Source organism: Microbacterium sp. 2FI, assembly GCF_005502885.1.
Taxonomy (GTDB): Bacteria; Actinomycetota; Actinomycetes; order Actinomycetales; family Microbacteriaceae; genus Microbacterium.
This window is the reverse complement of record NZ_SCMR01000012.1, coordinates 42,135-61,386: the sequence shown is the minus strand read 5'-3', so window position 1 is coordinate 61,386 and position 19,252 is coordinate 42,135. Positions and strand designations below refer to the sequence as shown.

The window sequence follows — 19,252 nt, the reverse complement described above, 5'->3', positions numbered from 1 at the left end:
GGCGGCCGATCGGGAGGTGCACCCGGCCCTGAGGCCCCTCCCGCTCAGCCTCCGCTGTCACTAGCATCGGGCTCATGCCGGTGAAGCACGACGTCTATGCGTATGTCTCCACTGTTCACGGCGAGTTCGCGCCGAAGGACGTCGTCGCGGCCATCCGCGCCCAACGCCCCGACGTCAGCGCCGATCAGGTGCGCCGGGCGCTCCGCGCCCTGACGGACGAAGGGCTGCTGCGCAATCTCGGTTGGGGTCGCTACGTCCGCACCGACGATTCGCCGGCCGTCTCGGATGCGGCGGGGACGGATGCCGCGCCCCAGCCGTCCGTCGGCTCGATGAAGCGCGAATTCGCGTCGTCCGATCCGATCGTGACGCCCGGTCCGTACGAGGGACGACGGGCCGCACCCACCGCTCCGCCGTCCCCCGGCACCCCGACCGCTCCAGGACCCGCGGGCAGCCCGTCGCCCGCCGGGATGGCCGACCCGGAGACCACCGCGATGTCGGACGCCAGCTTCGCCCCCGCGGGCCTCCCGCCCACCGTGGCGCTCGTGCTCGACTCGGTGATCACGCGGCCGCTCGCACAGACCATGCAGGAGACTGACGAACGGCGTGCCGCCGCCGGCGCGAACGCCGGCGATCCCGCTTTCACCATCGGCGTCATGATCGAGGTGCGCCCCGAACTGGGCAAGTCTGCCGAGGACGCCGTCGCGGTCGTCGCCGCCCTGGTGAAGGCGGTGGCGCCGGGGGCGATCTGCCGGCCGACGCGGTCGTACGTGTTCGCGAACCTCACCCCCGACGAGATCCGCCGTGTCATCACGCGCGACGTGGACGGCCGCGATTCGCTCGACGCCGCCGAGGCGCAGCGCACCAAGCGCGCGGCACCCCGCCGCTTCATCCATCGGATCTGGCCGAACTTCGAGGTGCGCGCGACTATTCACCGCAGCGTCCTGACGACGAAATCCGAAGCCGCGGTGCGCACGTTCGAGGCGACCGGCGACGGCATCGTGTGGGCGGTCCTCGACACGGGCGTCGACGCCTCGCACGGGCACTTCGATCTCTATCGCAACCTCGACCTGCCAGGCGCCTGGCACAAGAGCTTCGTCGACGGCGACGATGACCCGCTCGCCGATGCCAACGGGCACGGCACCCACGTCGCGGGCATCATCGCCGGCGGACGGACCGCGACCGAGAAGCGACCCATCCACGCGGCGTCGTACTACCGCACCGAGACACGCACGACGGGCACCGCGAGCATGCAGCTCGACCGCATCTTCGGGATGGCGCCGAAGACAAAGATCCTCTCGTGCAAGGTGCTCAACGAGAACCGCGTGGGCGATGTCGAGACCCTGACGCGCGCGCTCGAGTACATCCAGGACCTCAACCGCGGCGGCCGCGAGATGAACGTCCACGGGGTGAATCTCTCGCTGGGATACACGTTCGAGTACGAGTGGTTCGCCGCAGGGCTCAGCCCGGTGTGCCGCGAGGTCGACCGGCTCGTCAGCCAGGGAGTCGTCGTCGTCGTCTCGGCCGGCAACACCGGGTACGGATTCGTGCGCGACCTGCAGAACAAGCCGACGGCGATGTCGTTCGGCATGTCGATCAACGACCCGGGCAACGCCGAGCGCGCGATCACGGTGGGCTCGACCTCCATCAAGCCCCATTCGACAGGCGTCTCGTACTTCTCGTCGAAGGGCCCGACCGGCGACGGACGCATGAAGCCCGACCTCGTGGCTCCCGGCGAACGCGTCGTGAGCGCGGGAACCGGAAAACTCCTCGCCGAGGCCCTGACCAGCGTCAAAGAGGCCGAGTACGTCGAGGACTCCGGCACCTCGATGGCGGCCCCGCATGTATCAGGCGTGGCCGCCGGGTTTCTATCGGTGCATCGGGAGTTCATCGGACGACCCGATGATGTGAAGCGCATCCTCATGGAGACCGCGAGCGACCTCGGTCGCGACCGGACGTTCCAGGGCCGCGGAATGGTCGACGCGATGCGCGCGATCCAGAGCGTCTGACAGAGTTCGACGCAAGCCTGACAGAGAGGTCCTCGCCCATGTACCCCATCGCCGAAGTGCGGTTCACGAAGGCGGGGGCGTTCGCGTCGCCCGGCGATGTGCCTGCCGCGATCGCTCTCGCCACGGCCGAGAAGGCGACCGATGTGCTCGTCATCTCGCACGGGTGGAACACCACACCCGCGCAGGCGAGCGACCTGTACAAGAAGCTTCGAACGAGCATGGATGTCGTCGACGGCCGCATCGCGGGGCTCCGCGATCGCCGCCTCGTCGTCGTCGGCGTGGTGTGGCCGTCGATCCAGTGGGCACCCGACGAGAGCGCGACCGGTGGCGGCGTGAGCGTGGGCGGCACCGCCGATGGCGTGCGTCAGGCGATCGAGGACCAGATCGAGAGCCCGGCGACCCGCAGGAAGCTTCTCGCACTGGTCCCCCGGCTCGAGAACGATCCTGTGGCGCGCGAGGAGTTCCTCGGCCTGTTGCGCTCGACCATGCCGAAGCGCGCGCTGCGGGACGCGGGTGACGACGGCGACGCCCCACCGTCGCGGTTCGCGACCGGACCGGCCGCGGACGCCTTCGACGCGCTGTCGGCAGCGAGCGACGACGACGACGCGCTGCCGCCCCCGCCCGGCACGGGCGGCGGAGCCTCGATCGGCGGTGCCGGCGGAGGGACCGCTGCGTCGGGCGGCGGAGCCGGGTTCGACCTCTTCGGCGGCATCCTGGGCGCTGCCCGGGATCTGGTGAACGTCACCTCGTTCTACACGATGAAGGATCGTGCGGGCGTCGTCGGCGAGAAGGGCATCGCGAAGCTCCTCGAGGCCCTCGACACGGGCGTCCCCGGCGCGCGGCTGCACCTCATCGGGCACTCGTTCGGCGGTCGCGCGCTGACTGCGGCTGCGCTCGCGACGAAGGCCCCCGTCGCGTCGATGAGCCTGCTGCAGGCGGCGTACAGCCACTACGGCATGGCCAAGAACTGGGGACGCCGGGACTGGACGCCCGAGAACTGGGACGACCCGGGCGGCGAGGCGCCGCGCAACGGCATCTTCGCCGATGTGCCGACGAAGGTGGCGGGTCCGATCGTCGTCACCCATACCGAGAACGACCGCGCTGTGGGCAAGGCCTACCCGGTGGCGGCGCGCCTGGCCGGACACGTCGGTGTGGGTCTCGGCGACGCGAACGACAAGTACGGGGGCATCGGCCGCAACGGCGCCCGACGCACGCCCGGCGCCGTGGACGGCGAGATGCACAGCGCCACGACGAGCTATGCGTTCCGCAAGGGCACGGTATACAACCTTCGTGCCGACGACTCGATCGCCGACCACGGCGCGGTCACCGGCGAAGACGTCGCGTTCGCGATCCTGTCGGCCGTCGCGGTGAAGTAGGGCCCCACGGCACGCGAGCGCGTACGCTCGACACATGGACAGCACGCTGGCGTGCCTGGCGGCGTGGATGCCGCGGCAGCGGTGGTACGCCGCAAAGGGACGCCCGCCGAGCCTGCGCCTGGTCTCGTGGTGGGACCCCGAGCCCGATCCCACCGAGTCCGGCGAGTCCGGCGAGTCCGGCGACGCGATGGTCCGGGTCTATCTCGTCGCAGACGAGGGTTCGCTCCCCACCGTCGTGTACCAGATCCCGATCGTGGCGCGCGCAACCGCCTCGGTCGATGCCGCGTCCGACCACATCGTCGGGAGTCCGGAGCCCGGCACCACTTTCATCGACGGCCCCTTCGATCCCGCGTTCACGCGGGCTCTCCTGCGGATGGTGACCGAGGGCACGACGGCATCGGGTCCCCGCACGACGGCGGTGGGTCGGCCCGAGGGCGACGCGCCACGGGGCAGATGGGCGAGCGCCTCCAGCGCCACGAGCGCCACCGTCATGACCGGCGAGCAGTCCAACACCTCCGTCGTCTACGCCACAGTCCCGATCCCGGTGATCTGCAAGATCTACCGTCAGCTGCATCCGGGACTCAACCCCGACATCGAGCTGACCGGTGCTCTCGCTGCGTCCGGCTCGCCCCACGTGCCGCGCGCGGTCGGCTGGATCGAGGGCACGTGGCCTGATCTCGCCACCGCGCAGGGAACCGTCACGGGATCGCTCGCGGCCGCACAGGAGTTCCTCCCCGATGTCGAGGATGCCTGGCGCGTCGCGCTGCGCGCCGCGGCGGCCGGCGACGACTTCCGCTCGTCGGCCGACGCACTCGGCGCCGCGACCGCCGACGTCCACCTCTCGTTGGCCGCACTGTTCCCGACCTCGGTCGCGTCATCGGCGGATCGTGAGGCGACCGCCGCCACCTGGCACCGCCGCCTCACGATCGCCATCGCCGAAGTGCCCCAGATCGCCGAGCTGCGCGCGGGAATAGTGTCCGTCTACGAGCGTGCCGCCAACGGAGCCTGGCCTGCGCTCCAGCGCGTCCACGGCGACTACCACCTCGGACAGGTGCTGTGCGTCCCCGGGGGCGGATGGATGCTCATCGACTTCGAGGGCGAGCCGCTGCGACCGATGCTCGAGCGCACCGGCGTGGATCTCGCCCTCCGCGACGTCGCGGGGATGCTGCGCTCCTTCGACTACGTCGCAGGCTCGATCCGACGAGATGAGCCCGACCGCCCACCCGAAGCGGTGCGCGCGTGGGCAGCTCACGCTCGCGGCGCGTTCCTCGAGGGATACGCACGCACCTCTGGGGTGCACCTCGACACCGCGGATCCGCTGCTGGCCGCACTCGAACTCGACAAGGCCGTCTACGAGGCGATCTACGAGGCTCGCAACCGCCCTACGTGGGTCGGCATCCCGCTCCGCGCGATCGAGCGCCTCGTCAGGCGACCCGCGCCCGTGTCCTGATCACGCCTCGATGCCGTCGTCGAGCTCGGCCTCATCGGGATCGAGCTCGTCCTCGTCGGACTCGATCACCGAGCGGGAGTACCAATGGTCCCATTCATCCATCAGGTGGCGGATCGCGCCGTGGAATCGCTGGGTAGCGGCCCCGGGCGACGTGTCGCCGAAGTAGCGCTGCACCCACTCCTCGAGGCGGGCGACGGAATCCACATCGCCGAGGACCCGCTCGGTCTCGGCCACGATCGACCCGGCTGCGCCGGGATCGAGCCATTCGCATGCCGACAGGTAGCCGTGGGTGTCGATGACGGCGGCGGGGTCGGCGGGCCGCGTGATCAGCAGCGGCTTGTCGGCGGCGAGGCGGTCGTACACCATGGCCGAGATGTCGACGACGGCGACGTCTGCTGCCGAGAGCTGCCAGCCGAGGTCGGGACCGTCGTCGAACACGTGGTGGGCGGCAGGGTCGGCGGCGTTGGCCGCGGCGATCGCCGCGATGATGCGCCGGTTCGCGGACCCGTACGCAGGGGCGACGACGCCCGACCGCGGATGCGGGCGGTAGATGACGCGGTGCCGCCCCGTCGCCAGGAGCGCCGCGACGAGCGCCTCACCGTGCGTGACGATCGAGCCGTAGTGCGCAGACGGGCGATCGCCCTCCCACGTCGGTGCGTACAGGACGACGGTCCGATCGTCGGGGATGTACGGAAGCACGCCCGAGTAGTGGTCGGCCTGCGGACGGCCGATGGCGATCGTCCGGCGGTCGAGGTCGTAGTCCCACAGCACGCGCGACAGGCGCTCCCGCGCGGCATCCCCCGCTACCAGGGCGTAGTCGTACGCCTTGTACTGGTTCGTGGTCATGTACATCTTGTCGGACTCGCCGTGGTTGATGAACACGTGCCACCGACGGCCGTAGCGGAACATCTGGAAGTTGCGCGTGTTCTGATTCACGTACAGGACGACGCGGATGTCCTGCTTCGCGAGGAACCTCTCGAGGTCGCGCACCGTCGGGACGAACGCGACGGGCGGTGCATCCTCGGCCAGGAGCGCCTGTGCGCCCGTGGCGGCACGGCTGAGCACCACGACCGGCCAGATCTTCGCAAGCTCGGCGAGCGGTTTGTACCACTGCCGCATCTGGTACATGTTGACCGCGCCGTCGGCGAAGTAGACGGCGACGCGATAGTGGAACGGCGCGTGCCGCGGTCGCGATGCGAGGGTGCGTCGGACGTCGATGACGGCAGACCGGCTCACGACCGCCTTGCGGACGAGCGCGACCGCCTTCTTCGCATCCGAGACCAGAGCCACCCCGTCAGCCTACCGACCGCCCGGGCGTGAAATGATCGACGCGTGCAGTTCGAGCATCGTGGGCGCAGGGACGCTCCAGTCGTCCCTCCCGGCTCGGGAGTCACCTTCGTCATGCCCGTCCTCAATGAGCGTGCCTATCTTCGCCGAGCGGTCGAGACGGTGCTCGCGCAGGATGTGGACGGGCCCTCCGAGCTGATCCTGGCGCTCGCGCCCTCCACCGACGGCACGACGGAGCTCGCCCGAGAGATCGCGGCGGACGAGCCGCGCATCGCGCTCGTGGACAACCCCGACGCCGACATCCCCATCGGCCTCAATCTCGCCATCGCCGCCGGGCGGTACCCGACAATCGTGCGCGTCGACGCCCACTCCGAGCTCGAGTCCGGATACACCCAGCGGGCACTCGCGACGCTCGAGCGGGTCGGGGCGGCGAACGTGGGTGGGGTCATGCGCGCCGACGGACGCACGCCCTTCCAGCGCGCCGTCGCCCGCGCCTACAACTCCCCCGTCGGCCTCGGCGGCGGCGCGTACCACGGCGGCACGCAGGAGGGCGAGGCCGAGTCCGCCTACCTCGGCGTCATGCGTCGCGCGGTTCTCGACGAGGTGGGCCTGTTCGACGAGTCGATCCGACGCGGCGAGGACTGGGAGCTGAACCTGCGCATCCGCCGTGCCGGGTACACGGTGTGGTTCGATCCGACGCTCTCGGTCACCTACTGGCCGCGCGAGAGCTGGACGCGACTGGTCCGCCAGTTCGCGGCCACCGGGCGGTGGCGCGGCGAACTCGTGCGCCGGTTCGGTCGCGGCAATTCGCTCCGGTTCTTCGCGCCGCCGCTGCTCGTCCTCGCGATCGCGTTCGCCATCGTCGTCGGGGTGCTGCAGGCCACGGGGGTCGTCACGGGCTGGTGGGCGGTTGCGGCATCCGTCGTCTATCTCCCCGTCGTGGTGTACGGCATCCTCATCCTCGTGATGGCCCTCGGCCCCGCGGGTGGAAGGGGCTGGCGCGACAAGCTGTGGACGGCTGCGGTGCTCCCGACGATGCACCTGTCGTGGGGCTGGGGATTCCTCATCGGGGTGCTCAGAGGCGCGCACGACACCGTCGACACGTCACGGCTCGGAGACCGCAATACGCCGCTTCCGTAGCGGGACCCGAGCGGGAGCCGAGCGTTCAGACCGGGTCGATGTAGCCCTGGTCGAGGATGCGGGCGACCACCCGCTCGGCGGCACGTCCGTCGTCACGGGCGTTGAACTTCTCGCGCCAGCGCGCGTACTCCTCGGCATGCGTCGCGGGATCATCATCGAGGATCGCCGCGACCAGTTCATCCGCCGTCGTGACGACGGGGCCGGGGGCATGGGCTGCAAGATCGAAGTAGAAGCCCCGCAGCTCGCCGCGATAGTGCTCGAGGTCGGGCACGAGGAAGTACATCGGCTTTCCGGTCACCGAGAAGTCGAACATCACCGACGAGTAGTCCGTGATGAGCGCGTCGGCCACCAGCAGCAGCTGGGATGTGTCGGGGAAGGCGGTGACGTCGACGACACGCGGGCCTTCGGCATCCTTCCCGGGGAGCAGAGTCCGCGAATGGCCGCGGACGAGGACGACCGCATCGGCTTGGTCGGCGAGGGCTGACGGATCGACGAAGTCGACGATCTCGTCGCGGTCGTCGCGCCACGTCGGCGCATACAGCAGCACGCGCTCGCCGGGACGGATGCCGAGCGCGTGCCGCGTCGCGGTGGCATCGCCCGAGGCGAGCACGTCGTTGCGCGGATAGCCCTCGACCCACACGGGCCGGGTGAGGAAGGCATACGCCTTCGACAGGATGCGCTCGGCATAGGGGTTCTGGGCGAGCAGCACGTTCCACCGCCGCGACTCGCGCACGACCGCCGCCATCCGGCGGGGATCGAACCCGGGGCGGTGCAGCGCGAGACGCTTCAAGGGAGTGCCGTGCCACGTCTGCAGCACGACCTGGCCGGGCCGTCGCGCGAAGCGGCGGCGCAGCCAGTCGTTGACGACGAGCAGACGCGCGGCGCCGCGCGCGCGCCACCACTCGGGACTCCCCTCGACGACCGCGATCGCGCCCTCGGGAACGGCGACCGACAGATCGACGACACTCCAGTACCGGCGCACCGTCGGAGCGCGGCGCGCGAGCTCGCGGTCGATGGCCAGCGGGTTGCAGCTGGCGTTGCGGCCGTAGAAGCTCTCGAAGAACACCGCGTTCTCCAGCTCCGCGCGGCGGGTCGCGTAGCGGCGCTCGAGCGCGTCCTGCCCTTCGCCGGAGTCATAGGCGGGGTCGATCGGCGGCCCGATGCGCACCGTGGAACCGTCGAGCGATGCCCGGAGGGTGCCGAGCTGGACGAGCGGGACGGCATCCGGCTGCGCGAGCGCGACACCGGCTTCGGCGCCCACGATGCGCAGCTCGTACGCGCCGGACGGAAGCGGCAGCTCGGGTCCGCCCCATCGCGCCGCCCGCAGTGCCACGACCGCCTTCCAGCTCTTCCCCCGCCCAGACACGGTCGCCCCGACGCGCGCACGGGGTCCGACCAACTCCACCGAGGACGGACGAGGACCCGTGCCCGTGAGAATCAGCGACGCGCCGCCGTCTGTCGTGAAGCGGGCGTCCGTCATCTGTTTCCCTTCGTCGGGTGCAGGCCTGATCCGGCCAAGATCGAACGGTACACCCTGGCTGTGTTCCCACCGTCGCGGTACGCGTGGACACGCTCGCTGATCGCGCGCGATATCTCGACGCGTCGCTCGTGCTCCGCGGAATCACCCAGCACGCCTCCCAACTGGATCGCCGCGTCCGACCACTGCCGTGCCGCGTCGTCGCCTCCGACGTCGCGATACGTGCCGTAGAAGCCACGATCCCGCGCGTAGGCCTCGACGTCGGGCGCGAGCAGCACGACCGGCAACGGCACGAGGGCGGCATCGAAGATCAGCGAGGAGTAATCGGTGACGAGCGCGTCGACACCGGGGAGAAGGGGTGTGACATCGGCGACGAGATCGCTGCCGAGCGCCTGCACCCGGTCGGTCGGAAAGGGCGGCACGTACTCCCCCGCACCGAGCGGGTGCGATCGCACCAGCATGACGGCGTCGTTCCGCGTGAGCACCTCGACGATCTCGCGCCACTCCTCCGGCGTCGGCACCGCCGGGTCGGGGGCGCCGTCGCGCCACGTCGGCGCGTACAGCACGAGCCGGGCACCGGGATCCAGTCGTGCGCATGCGGCATCGATCGCGGCGCGCGCGAGCGAGCGCCGCTCGGTCGCCGACCCCCGCGACAGCACGTCGACGCGCGGGTCGCCGGTCACCGGGACACGCGAGCCCGGGAGTCCGAATGCCGACTCCAGGCGGCCGCGCACCAGATGGGACGCCGCGGGCAGGATGTGGATGCGCTGCGCAGCGCCACGGTACATCGCCGCGAGCAGGCGAGAGACGAAGGCGAGACCGCGAAGTCGCGCGAGGCCGCGCGGGAGCCGGAGCGTCGCGGGCGAGTCGAGCCCGATGCGCTTGAGCGGGATCCCGTGCCACAGCTGCACCACGAAGCCGCCCGAGACCGCGTACCGGTTGACGTCGCCGAAGCCGTGCGTGACCACGATCACGCGGGCTCGCGCGGTGCGCCAGAAGCCCCGGATCGATCGCTTGGGAATCGACGGGATGCCGAGGGCCGCAGCATCCCGCGCCTCGCGAGCCGACGAAACAAGCCACACGGCCCTCTGCCGGTCGGCGGCGGCCGCGCGCCACAGCGCCAGCGCACCGTCACCGATCCCGGCGCCGCACCCGAACACCCACTCGCCGTGCGATCGCGGGATCAGGAGGGTGGCGAGGCGCCCGACGGCGTACAGCGGGATGGTCGCGAGCTTTCGCGCATTTCCCGCGCCGAACGAGAAGGACGCCACCCCGCGAGCCTATCGCGGGGTGGCGTCCGGTCCGGGGATCCGGAGATCGGGGAGGCCCGGAGAGGCCCGGAGAGGCTACAGCTCCAGGGTGCCGAGGGTGACCTCGGCCGTGCGGGTCTCGCCGTCGCGCACATAAGTGAGCGTCGCCTCGCTCCCGGCGGCCGCGGCGCGCACCTGAGCGGTGAGATCGACCGCGTCGGTGATCGGCACGCCGTTGAACGACGTCACGATGTCGCCGGCCTCCAGGCCCCCAGCCTCGGCGGCGCCGTCGGCCGTGAGCTCCGCGAGGTAGGCGCCGGTGATGGTCGACCCCTCGATGGATGCCGCGGGCTGGACCATCGCGCCGAGCAGGCCGTGCGTGGCGGCGCCGTTCTCGATGATCTCGTCGCTGATGCGCTGGACGATGTCGGACGGGATCGAGAAGCCGACGCCGATCGAACCCGATCCGTCGGAGGATCCGCCGGCCGTCGCGATCGCGACGTTGATGCCGATGAGTCCGCCCTCGTCGTCGACGAGCGCCCCGCCCGAGTTGCCGGGGTTGATCGCCGCATCCGTCTGGATGACGGCGATCGAGATCGTCTGGGTGGGAGTCTGGGAAGACTGGCCCTGGCCGAAGTCGAACTGGAACGGGCCACCCTGGCCGTTCTCGTCCTCTTCGCCCTCGCCCTCGGTATCGGGGGCGTCGCTCTCGGCGTCACCGGTGTCGGGGACCGCCGACGAGGCGATCTCGATCGAGCGGTTCAGCGCACTGACGATGCCGGTGGTGACGGTGTTGGAGAGGCCCAGCGGCGCTCCGACGGCGATCGTGGCGTCACCGACGTTGAGATCTGCCGACGAGGCGAAGTCGATCGGCGTGAGGCCCTCGGCGTCCTCGAGCTTGATCACGGCGAGGTCGTACGTCGGGTCGGTGCCGACGACGGTGGCGTCGTACACGCGGCCTTCCGACGTCGTCACGCGGATCGTCGCGTCGCCCGCGGCCCCGTCGAGGGTCACGACGTGGGTGTTGGTGACGACGTAGCCGTCTCCCGTGAGCACGACGCCCGAGCCCGTACCGCTGCCGCTCGCGCTCGACGCCTCGATCGTGACGACGCTGGGCACGACCTTCGCCGCGATCGCGGTGGTCTGGTTGACCGATCCGGTGTCGTTGACGGTGACCGTGGTGGGGCCGGCTGCCGGAGTCGTACCGGCGGGGGCGAACATGCTGACGCCGGCGTACGCGCCGCCGAGGCCTGCCGCGCCGCCGACGAGGGCTGCCGCCACGATGAGCCCGACGACCTTGCCGGCGCCCGACTTCTTGCGGGGCTCGACGGCGACCGGTGCCGGGATGGTGCCGGTCGCGGGAGCGCCGCCGATCGGGAGCGTCGGCTGGGTGTCGGCCGGTCGCACGCCGAATGCGGCGCCGGCGGTCTGGCCCGCATAGGTCTGCGGCTGGGGCGGCTGGCCCGCGTAGCCCTGGGGTCGCGCATAGGCCTGCGGCGGGAGCTGCGTGTTGCCCTGCGGGAGCGCCGGCGCTGCGGGACGCACCGTCTGCTGCGAAGCGGGCGGCTGCCAGGGGGCGGGCGGCGGCGGTACCGGCGGCACTGCAGGCGCCGTCGACGAAGCGGTCCCGGCAGGCGCCGCGGCCGCTTCGGGTGCCACAGGGGCGACGTCGGGAGTGCTCGGGGTGACGGTGTCGTCGGGGGTGTTCTCTGCCGGGCGCTCGCCCTGGTTGTCGCTCATGATGCTCCTTCTGCCGAACAGGCCCAACATTGCCCGCCGATGCTGTGCATTTCTTATGACCGGGATGGGACTCGACTATGCAACCGGACTGAGCGCGCCCTGTACCGTGATCCGAATGCGAGCGATTCCCGGTGCGTGGCACCGTACAGCTGCCGGCGCGGGGCTCGTCGGCCCGGATGGGACGATCAGCCCTACCATCTTCGCCGAGATGTCGGCCCTCGCGGCCGATACCGGCGCGATCAATCTCGGGCAGGGGTTTCCCGACGAGGACGGTCCCGCCGCCGTTCTCGACGCCGCCCGCGCGGCGATCGCCGCGGGTGCGAACCAGTACCCGCCCGGCCGCGGCATCCCCGACCTTCTGCTCGCGGTCGCCGAGCACCAGCACCGCTTCTACGGGCTCGCGCTCGACCCCGGCCGCGAGGTGCTGATCACGGCGGGGGCGACCGAGGCTCTCGCGGCGACCCTCCTCGCCCTGATCGACGGCCCCGACGACGAGGTCGTCGTCTTCGAGCCGCACTACGACTCCTATGCCGCGGTGGTCGCCCTCGCGGGGGCGCGGCTGCGGACGGTGCCGCTGCGCTGGCCGGATTTCCAGCCCGATCTCGACGAACTCCGCAGCACCGTGACCGACCGCACGCGCGTCATCCTCGTCAACGATCCCCACAACCCCACCGGCGCCGTGTTCGGCCAGGAGGTGCGCGACGAAGTCGTCCGGCTCGCCGAGCGCCACGACGCGGTGATCGTCACCGACGAGGTGTACGAGCACCTCGTCTTCGACGGCGCGCACGTCCCGATCGCGACTGTTCCCGGCGCGAGCGAGCGCACGCTGACGATCTCGTCAGCCGGCAAGACCTTCTCGACGACGGGCTGGAAGATCGGATGGGTCTCCGGCCCCGCGGCACTCGTCGACGCGGTGCTCGCCGTCAAGCAGTTCCTCACCTACGTCAACGGCAGTCCTTTCCAGCCCGCGATCGCGGCGGGGCTCCGGCTGCCCGACGAGTTCTTCACCGGCATCGCGAGCACACTTCGAGACAAGCGCGATCTGCTCGGGGCGGGGCTCCGCGCCGCCGGGTTCGCGGTGTCGACGCCGCGGGGGTCGTACTTCACGGTGGCGGATGCCGCGCCCCTCGGCGCGACGGACGCCGCCGCGTTCTGCCGCGAGCTCCCCCGACGCGCGGGAGTGGTCGCGATACCGCTGACCGCATTCGCCACGCCGGAGCGCCGCGCCGGTTACGCGACCCTCGTGCGGTTTGCGGCGTGCAAGCGCGTCGCCGTTCTCGAGGATGCCGCCGCCCGTCTCGCCGCCGCCGGCTGAGCCCGGACTCAGCCGCTTTCAGCCGCCCTCAGGCACCCTCAGGCGCGCGGCTCGACGCGGAATCGCCGCAGACGCAGCGATGGATTGACACGCCGCACGCGCTCCACCGCCGCGAGGTCGAGGTGGGCGACGGCGATATCGGTCGCGGTCCCCACCGCGGCGATCTCGACGCCCTGGGGGTCGACGATCATCGAGCACCCCACGCCCAACGGCGGCGGGTGGTCGGCTGCGGCGACGAAGACGGTGTTCTCGATCGCGCGGGCGTGGATGAGCGTGCGCCAGTGGTGCTCCTTGAGTGGGCCGCGCACCCACTCGGCGGGAACGACGAAGACGTCGGCGCCCGCATCGGCGAGGACTCGCCCCACCTCGGGGAACCGAAGGTCGTAGCAGGTCATGAGGCCGAAGCGCAGTCCGCCGTACTCGAACGTCTCGGGCGGGGCGATCCCACCCGCCTCGACCCAGTCGGACTCGCGCTGCCCGAAGGCGTCGTAGAGGTGGAGCTTGCGGTAGCTCGCGAGCACCCCGCTCGCATCCACGGCCACGACGGTGTTCCGCACCCGCCGGTCGTCGGCGGACTTCTCGACGAGGCCGGCGACCAGGACGACATCGTGTGCGGTCGCCAACGCGATCAGCGCTGTCGCGAACGGTCCGTCCAGCGCCTCCGCGTGGGCGGCGAGGGACTCGTCGAACGGGTCGACGAAGTAGCTCGAGTACTCGGGGAAGACGATCACCCGAGCGCCCCGTGCGGCCGCGGCGCCGGTCAGCTCGGAGATCGCGTCGAGATTTGTCGCGGCATCCGCCATCGGGGCGAACTGGGCCACCGCGAGCGCGACCGTGTCGGGCACCGTCATCGCTCGTCCTCCGTCTGAAGCCGTGCGCGGATGCTGACCGGCGCGATCACCCAGAGGGAGACGATCACGATCGTCAGCGCGATGAGCGCGATCCAGGTCGCCGCCCCGCCGACCACCACATCGAACACGAAGCCGACGACTCCGACCAGGAGCACCGACACCGTCAGGAGCGCTGTGATGAGGGCCGCGTGGCCGTAGGCGACCACGGCGGGCTTGGCCTGGCGCTGGAAGAGGACGCGATGCAGCGCGACGGGCGCGAGAGCCACGATCGAGCTGAGAGCGGAGAGGACGACGAGCGTCAGGTAGGCGATGGTCTGCCCTTCGCTGAGATCGCCGAAGGCGGGCTGGAAGGCCAGGGCGAGCAGGAATCCGGTGAGGATCTGCGTGCCGGTCTGCAGGACTCGCAGCTCCTGCAGCACCTCTCCCCAATTGCGGTCGGCGCGCTCGGCGGGCGATTCGTCGCGGCCGTCGGCGAGGTCGTCGTGGGGTCCGCTGTCACGAGGAAGTGCCATGTGCTCATCCTCACCGACCCGCCTGCGGGCGGCAAGCGAACCGGCCCGTGTTCTCGAGCACTCCGAAGCCGTGCTAGGCTTTCATCTTGTGCCGCGGGGTGGAGCAGCTCGGTAGCTCGCTGGGCTCATAACCCAGAGGTCGCAGGTTCAAATCCTGTCCCCGCAACAGATGAAGAAGGCGTCCCGGATGGGGCGCCTTCTTCTTTTCCCCGGAATCCCGCCGAATTCTCGCCGGATTCCCGCGTGTTCCGCGCTTCACTCTGGGTCGAGGACCTCGCCCAGTTCGCCGAGGAATCGCGCGATCACCGCGAGATCGTCGTCGTCGTAGCGCAGTGCGACGCCGCGCATCGCCTGCAGTCGCTGACCGAAGTGCCGGAAGAAGGCGTGCCGCGACTCCTCGGTGAGAACGACGAGACGCCCGCGCCCGTCGTGGGGATGTGGATGCCGCTCCACATGTCCCGACGCCGACAGCCGATCGAGCAGCTTGGTCGTCGAGGCGGTCGAGATGCGCAGATGCCGCGCGACGTCGTGCGGGCTCACCTGCTCACCGCGCTGCTCGCGCATGATGAGCATGCGCAGCGCCGCGAGGTCGGTGGCGTTCATCTCCATGTCGCCCTTCATGCCGCCGTACATGCGGTCCATGGCGTCGCTGAAGGCGCGGATGGCCAGCAGCACGTCGAGCACGGCACGCTCGTGCGTCGTCTGCGGCTCCCACGGCTGCGACATGTGGACACCCCCTCTCCCCCGTTGTATCATCGACACCACCCATATCGCTAGCTAAACTAGCGAAATCAGGAGGATCAGATGACAGACGCCGACCACGTTGTGCTTCTCGACGACGAGGGCCGAGCGATCGGCACGGCTCCGAAGAGCAGCGTCCACGGCACCGACACGGCACTGCACCTTGCATTCTCGTGCCACGTGGTCAACGAGCTCGGTCAGGTGCTGGTGACACGCCGTGCCCTGAGCAAGAAGACATGGCCCGGCGTCTGGAGCAACTCGTTCTGCGGTCACCCCAAACCTGCAGAGCCCGTCATCACCGCTGTCCACCGTCGGGCTGAATTCGAGCTCGGGCTGACACTCACCGGGATCGAGCTGGCCCTGCCCCTCTTCCGCTACCGCGCGACCGATGCGACCGGAATCGTCGAGCACGAGGTCTGCCCCGTGTACACGGCGATGACCACCGATGAACCCGTCCTCAACCCCCTCGAGGTCGTGGACGCGCGATGGGTGGACCCCGCCGATCTCGCGGCATCGATCGAGGCCACGCCCTGGGCGTTCAGCCCGTGGCTCGTACTGCAGGCGCAGCAGCTCCACCTCTTCGACACGGTGGCGCAGCGCCTTCGCGCGTCATGATCGCGACAGTTCCCCATCCCGGGATCGACGCGGCGATCGATGACGCGCTCGCGCGGATCCGCACGCGTGCCGATTCGCTCGGGAGCGGATTCACCGCTCTCGCCGAAGCGCTCGCGCGAGCCGCACAAGGAGGCAAGCGCTTCCGCCCGGCCCTGGTCTCCGCGTCTTTCGACGCGTTCGGCGGCGATCCCCGAAACGCGTCGGCCCTCGCTCCGGTGGCCGCAGCCTTCGAGCTGCTCCACACCGCGTTCGTGGTCCACGACGACGTCATCGATCACGACACCGTGCGTCGCGGCATCCCGAACATCGCCGGCGAGTTCCGCCGGCGCGGGCTCGCCGGCGGCGCGGATGCCGCCGGATCGGCCTTGCTGGGTGATGCCGCCGCGATCCTGGCCGGCGACCTGCTGCTGCACGAGGCACTGCGCCTGGTCGCTCTCGCCGATGTCGACGCGGCGACACGTGAGCGGCTCTTCGAGATCTTCGACGACGCGGTCTACGTCTCAGCCGCCGGCGAACTGGCCGACGTCGAGAACAGTGTGGTGGAAGACTGCGCCGACCCCGAGGCGATCTTCGACGCCGCGTTCAACAAGACGGCGGTCTACTCCTTCAGCGCACCGCTGCGCGCGGGTGCCCTCCTGGCCGGGGCGGGCGCGACGTCGCTGGACGTCATCGATCGCGCCGGTGGACGACTCGGCCTCGCATTCCAGCTCGTGGACGACCTCATCGGCGCCTTCGGAACCGCCGAGCAGGCGGGCCGCGAGTCGGGCGGTGACCTGCGGGAGTCCAAGCGCACCCCCCTCGTCGCCCTCGCGCGCCAGACGCCGACGTGGCCGCGAGTGAACGATGCCATCGCCGTCGCGCACACGGGTCCGATCGCCGTGCGCGAAGCCCAGCGTGCGCTCGAAGAGAGCGGTGCCCGCGCGCGCCTGCGCCGCCTCGTCGCCGAGACGCTCGACGACGTGCGCGGCATGTCCGCCGACACGTCACTCACCCCCGCAGCGGGGATGCTGCTGCGAGACCTCGCCGACGCCGTCGAGAGGCGCGTCCCGTGAGCCGCCTGCGGTCCCGTCAGGGCGACGCGACGGGTCTCGACCTCTACGACCGCGCGGCGACGGATGCTGCCGCCACCGTGATCGCGCGCTACTCCACCTCGTTCTCTCTCGCCTGCCGCCTGCTCGGGCCGCGGCCGCGGCCCCACGTGCGCACCGTCTACGCCCTCGTGCGCGTCGCCGACGAGATCGTCGACGGTCCGGCGCTGGCCGCCGGCCTCACCGAGGCCGAGGCGGGAGCGGTGCTGGACGATCTCGAGACCGAGACCCTCGCGGCGATCGAGCGCGGCTTCAGCGCGAACCTCATCGTCCACGCCTTCGCGCGGACGGCGCGCGAGTGCGGGATCGATGCCGCGCTGGTGCGCCCGTTCTTCGCCTCCATGCGCACCGACCTGTCGGTGTCACGGCACGACGATGCATCGCACGACGACTACGTCTACGGATCGGCGGAGGTCGTCGGCCTCATGTGCCTACAGGTGTTCGTGAACGCCGGGTCCCCGCGGCCGGTGACGCCGGCACCGCATCTCGTCGACGGCGCACGGCGACTGGGCGCCGCATTCCAGGACGTCAACTTCCTCCGCGACCTCGACCACGACGCGTCGTCGCTCGGGCGCGACTACCTCGGGATAGGCTCGGGCGCCGTGACAAGAGAGAGCGTGCTCGACCGCATCGATGCCGACCTCGCCGCAGCGGCGGCGACGATCCCCGACCTCCCGGCCGACTGCCGTCGAGCAGTGACCGCAGCGCACGATCTGTTCGCCGAACTGTCCAGGCGCCTGAGAAGCGGCTCCGGTGACGCCCGCGTGCGCGTTCCGAACCCCGTGAAGGCCCGCCTCGCCGCCCGCGCCTGGCTCGGCTTCCCGCCGCGCGAGGTGCGCGCATGACCGGCACCACCCCCGGCACCGCCGTGGTCGTGGGCGGCGGGATCGCAGGTCTCGCGACGGCTGCCCTCCTCGCCTCGGACGGCTGGAAGGTCACCCTCCTCGAAGCCCGGGACGAGCTCGGCGGTCGCGCCGGCAGCTGGGAGGAGGACGGCTTCCGCTTCGACACTGGTCCGAGCTGGTACCTGATGCCCGAGGTCTTCGATCACTTCTTCCGGCTTCTCGGGACGAGCGCGGCCGACGAGCTCGACCTCGTGCCGCTGACTCCCGCGTACCGCGTCTACTCCGACCCCCGCACGGACGCCGCGCCGCTGGATGTGCACTCCGGGCGCGCGGCAGCGACGGCGCTCTTCGAGAGCGTCGAGCCGGGCGCCGGAGCGAAGCTCTCCGACTACCTCGACTCGGCCGCCGACGCCTACGATCTCGCCGTCACCCGCTTCCTCTATGACACGTACGAGACGACTGCGGGCCTGCGCGACCCGGCGCTGCTGCGACGAGTCCCGCAGCTCGCACCGCTGCTCACCCGCACGCTCGCCTCGCACGTCGAGCGGCGCTTCGCCGACCCTCGGCTGCGGCAGATCCTCGGCTACCCCGCCGTCTTCCTCGGCGGCTCCCCGTATGGCGTGCCGAGCCTGTACCACCTGATGAGCCACCTCGATCTCGACGAGGGGGTGCTCTACCCGCGGGGCGGACTCGTCGAAGTCATCCGCGCCGTCGAGCGCCTCGCGCGCAGAGAGGGCGTCGAGATCCGCACCGGCGCCGACGTCGTCCGCATCGACACCGCCGACGGGCGCGCCACGGGCGTGACACTCGCGGACGGCGGGAGCATCCGAGCAGATCTGGTCGTCTCGGCCGCCGATCTCCACCACACCGAGACGGCTCTCCTCGAACCCGCCGAGCGCACGTACCCCGAGAAGTGGTGGGACACCAAGACCCCGAGCCCGGGTGCGCTGCTGCTCATGCTCGGCGTCCGCGGCGAGCTGCCCGAGCTCGCCCACCACACGCTCCTGTTCGCCGAGGACTGGCGGGCGAACTTCGACGACATCTTCGGCGCGAGCCCCCGCATCCCGCACCCGGCATCGCTCTACGTGTGCCGGCCGAGCGCCACCGACCGGACGGTCGCACCGGCCGGTCACGAGAACCTGTTCGTGCTGGTCCCCGTGCCGGCCGACCCGTCGATCGGGCGGGGCGGCATCGACGGCGACGGCGACGCAGCGGTCGAAGCCGCTGCCGACCGCGTCATCGCGCAGCTGTCGTCGTGGTGCGGCATCCCGGATCTCGCCGAACGCGTGGTCGTGCGTCGCACGGTCGCACCGGGCGACTTCGCAGCCGACCTGCGCGCGTGGCGCGGCAACGCACTCGGACTTGCCCACACCCTCGGCCAGAGCGCGGTGTTCCGGCCGCGTAACGCCTCGCGCAAGGTCCGAGGCCTCGCCTACACCGGCGCGTCAACGCTTCCGGGCATCGGCCTGCCGATGTGCCTCATCTCGGCGGAGCTCGTGGTGAAGCGCCTGCGCGGCGACCGCTCACCCGGACCGATCGCCGAGCCGGCGAGAGTGTGA

16 protein-coding genes and 1 tRNA gene are annotated in these 19,252 nt (G+C 70.9%); 10 read left to right on the top strand and 7 right to left on the bottom strand.

Going from position 1 to position 19,252, the window contains the following annotated elements:
* Nucleotides 1–74: 74 nt before the first annotated feature.
* The 3 genes from FFS15_RS11185 to FFS15_RS11175 are packed head-to-tail and all read left to right on the top strand — an operon-like array spanning nucleotide 75 to nucleotide 4,832.
* A complete protein-coding gene (locus FFS15_RS11185) occupies nucleotides 75–2,006 on the top strand; it encodes a S8 family serine peptidase (RefSeq protein WP_137845111.1) in 1,932 nt (643 codons plus the stop codon).
* 38 nt (nucleotides 2,007–2,044) lie between these two features.
* Nucleotides 2,045–3,382, top strand: coding sequence for a hypothetical protein (locus FFS15_RS11180; protein WP_137845110.1), 1,338 nt, complete (start codon nucleotides 2,045–2,047; stop codon nucleotides 3,380–3,382).
* 34 nt (nucleotides 3,383–3,416) lie between these two features.
* Nucleotides 3,417–4,832: a phosphotransferase gene (locus tag FFS15_RS11175; protein WP_137845109.1), complete on the top strand. Its 1,416-nt coding sequence runs from the start codon at nucleotides 3,417–3,419 to the stop codon at nucleotides 4,830–4,832.
* Here FFS15_RS11175 and FFS15_RS11170 read toward each other — a convergent pair whose 3' ends face one another.
* On the bottom strand, nucleotides 4,833–6,122 hold the full coding sequence (locus FFS15_RS11170) for a CDP-glycerol glycerophosphotransferase family protein (RefSeq protein ID WP_137845108.1): 1,290 nt from the start codon (nucleotides 6,120–6,122) through the stop codon (nucleotides 4,833–4,835).
* A 111-nt stretch (nucleotides 6,123–6,233) separates the two neighbouring features.
* Between FFS15_RS11170 and FFS15_RS11165 the strand changes: the two genes are divergently transcribed.
* Nucleotides 6,234–7,259 carry a glycosyltransferase family 2 protein gene (locus FFS15_RS11165; protein ID WP_137845107.1) on the top strand — a complete coding sequence of 342 codons (1,026 nt, stop codon included), beginning with the start codon at nucleotides 6,234–6,236 and terminating at the stop codon, nucleotides 7,257–7,259.
* A gap of 25 nt (nucleotides 7,260–7,284) precedes the next feature.
* On the opposite strand, the gene FFS15_RS11160 is transcribed toward FFS15_RS11165, so the two are convergent.
* The 3 genes from FFS15_RS11160 to FFS15_RS11150 form a co-directional block, all read right to left on the bottom strand.
* On the bottom strand, nucleotides 7,285–8,739 hold the full coding sequence (locus tag FFS15_RS11160; RefSeq protein ID WP_137845106.1) for a CDP-glycerol glycerophosphotransferase family protein: 1,455 nt from the start codon (nucleotides 8,737–8,739) through the stop codon (nucleotides 7,285–7,287).
* A complete protein-coding gene (locus tag FFS15_RS11155) occupies nucleotides 8,736–10,007 on the bottom strand; it encodes a CDP-glycerol glycerophosphotransferase family protein (RefSeq protein WP_137845105.1) in 1,272 nt (423 codons plus the stop codon). Before FFS15_RS11155 ends, FFS15_RS11160 begins: the two co-directional genes overlap by 4 nt.
* 75 nt (nucleotides 10,008–10,082) lie before the next feature.
* Nucleotides 10,083–11,726, bottom strand: coding sequence for a trypsin-like peptidase domain-containing protein (locus tag FFS15_RS11150; RefSeq protein WP_137845104.1), 1,644 nt, complete (start codon nucleotides 11,724–11,726; stop codon nucleotides 10,083–10,085).
* A gap of 115 nt (nucleotides 11,727–11,841) precedes the next feature.
* On the opposite strand from FFS15_RS11150, the gene FFS15_RS11145 reads away from it, so the two are divergent.
* Nucleotides 11,842–13,041, top strand: coding sequence for an aminotransferase class I/II-fold pyridoxal phosphate-dependent enzyme (locus FFS15_RS11145; RefSeq protein WP_137845103.1), 1,200 nt, complete (start codon nucleotides 11,842–11,844; stop codon nucleotides 13,039–13,041).
* Nucleotides 13,042–13,079: 38 nt separating this feature from the next.
* On the opposite strand, the gene FFS15_RS11140 is transcribed toward FFS15_RS11145, so the two are convergent.
* Together FFS15_RS11140 and FFS15_RS11135 are read right to left on the bottom strand one after the other, a co-directional pair.
* Entirely contained in the window at nucleotides 13,080–13,892 is an 813-nt protein-coding gene (locus FFS15_RS11140; protein ID WP_137845102.1) for a carbon-nitrogen hydrolase family protein, read from the bottom strand.
* Complete coding sequence (locus FFS15_RS11135) at nucleotides 13,889–14,404, bottom strand: DUF6328 family protein (protein ID WP_137845101.1); 516 nt, start codon at nucleotides 14,402–14,404, stop codon at nucleotides 13,889–13,891. Before FFS15_RS11135 ends, FFS15_RS11140 begins: the two co-directional genes overlap by 4 nt.
* 92 nt (nucleotides 14,405–14,496) lie before the next feature.
* On the opposite strand from FFS15_RS11135, the gene FFS15_RS11130 reads away from it, so the two are divergent.
* A tRNA-Met gene (locus FFS15_RS11130) sits at nucleotides 14,497–14,570 on the top strand.
* 89 nt (nucleotides 14,571–14,659) lie between these two features.
* Here the strand turns inward: FFS15_RS11130 and FFS15_RS11125 are convergent.
* Nucleotides 14,660–15,130: a MarR family transcriptional regulator gene (locus FFS15_RS11125; RefSeq protein WP_137845100.1), complete on the bottom strand. Its 471-nt coding sequence runs from the start codon at nucleotides 15,128–15,130 to the stop codon at nucleotides 14,660–14,662.
* Between the two features lie 78 nt (nucleotides 15,131–15,208).
* On the opposite strand from FFS15_RS11125, the gene idi reads away from it, so the two are divergent.
* The 4 genes from idi to crtI are packed head-to-tail and all read left to right on the top strand — an operon-like array spanning nucleotide 15,209 to nucleotide 19,252.
* Entirely contained in the window at nucleotides 15,209–15,760 is a 552-nt protein-coding gene (gene idi, locus FFS15_RS11120; RefSeq protein ID WP_137845099.1) for an isopentenyl-diphosphate Delta-isomerase, read from the top strand.
* Nucleotides 15,757–16,812 (top strand): polyprenyl synthetase family protein, encoded by a 1,056-nt coding sequence (locus tag FFS15_RS11115; protein ID WP_137845098.1) that lies wholly within the window; start codon nucleotides 15,757–15,759, stop codon nucleotides 16,810–16,812. The genes idi and FFS15_RS11115 overlap by 4 nt, the downstream gene beginning before the upstream one ends.
* Nucleotides 16,809–17,693, top strand: coding sequence for a squalene/phytoene synthase family protein (locus FFS15_RS11110; RefSeq protein WP_137845097.1), 885 nt, complete (start codon nucleotides 16,809–16,811; stop codon nucleotides 17,691–17,693). Before FFS15_RS11115 ends, FFS15_RS11110 begins: the two co-directional genes overlap by 4 nt.
* Nucleotides 17,690–19,252 (top strand): phytoene desaturase family protein, encoded by a 1,563-nt coding sequence (gene crtI / locus FFS15_RS11105; RefSeq protein ID WP_137845096.1) that lies wholly within the window; start codon nucleotides 17,690–17,692, stop codon nucleotides 19,250–19,252. Before FFS15_RS11110 ends, crtI begins: the two co-directional genes overlap by 4 nt.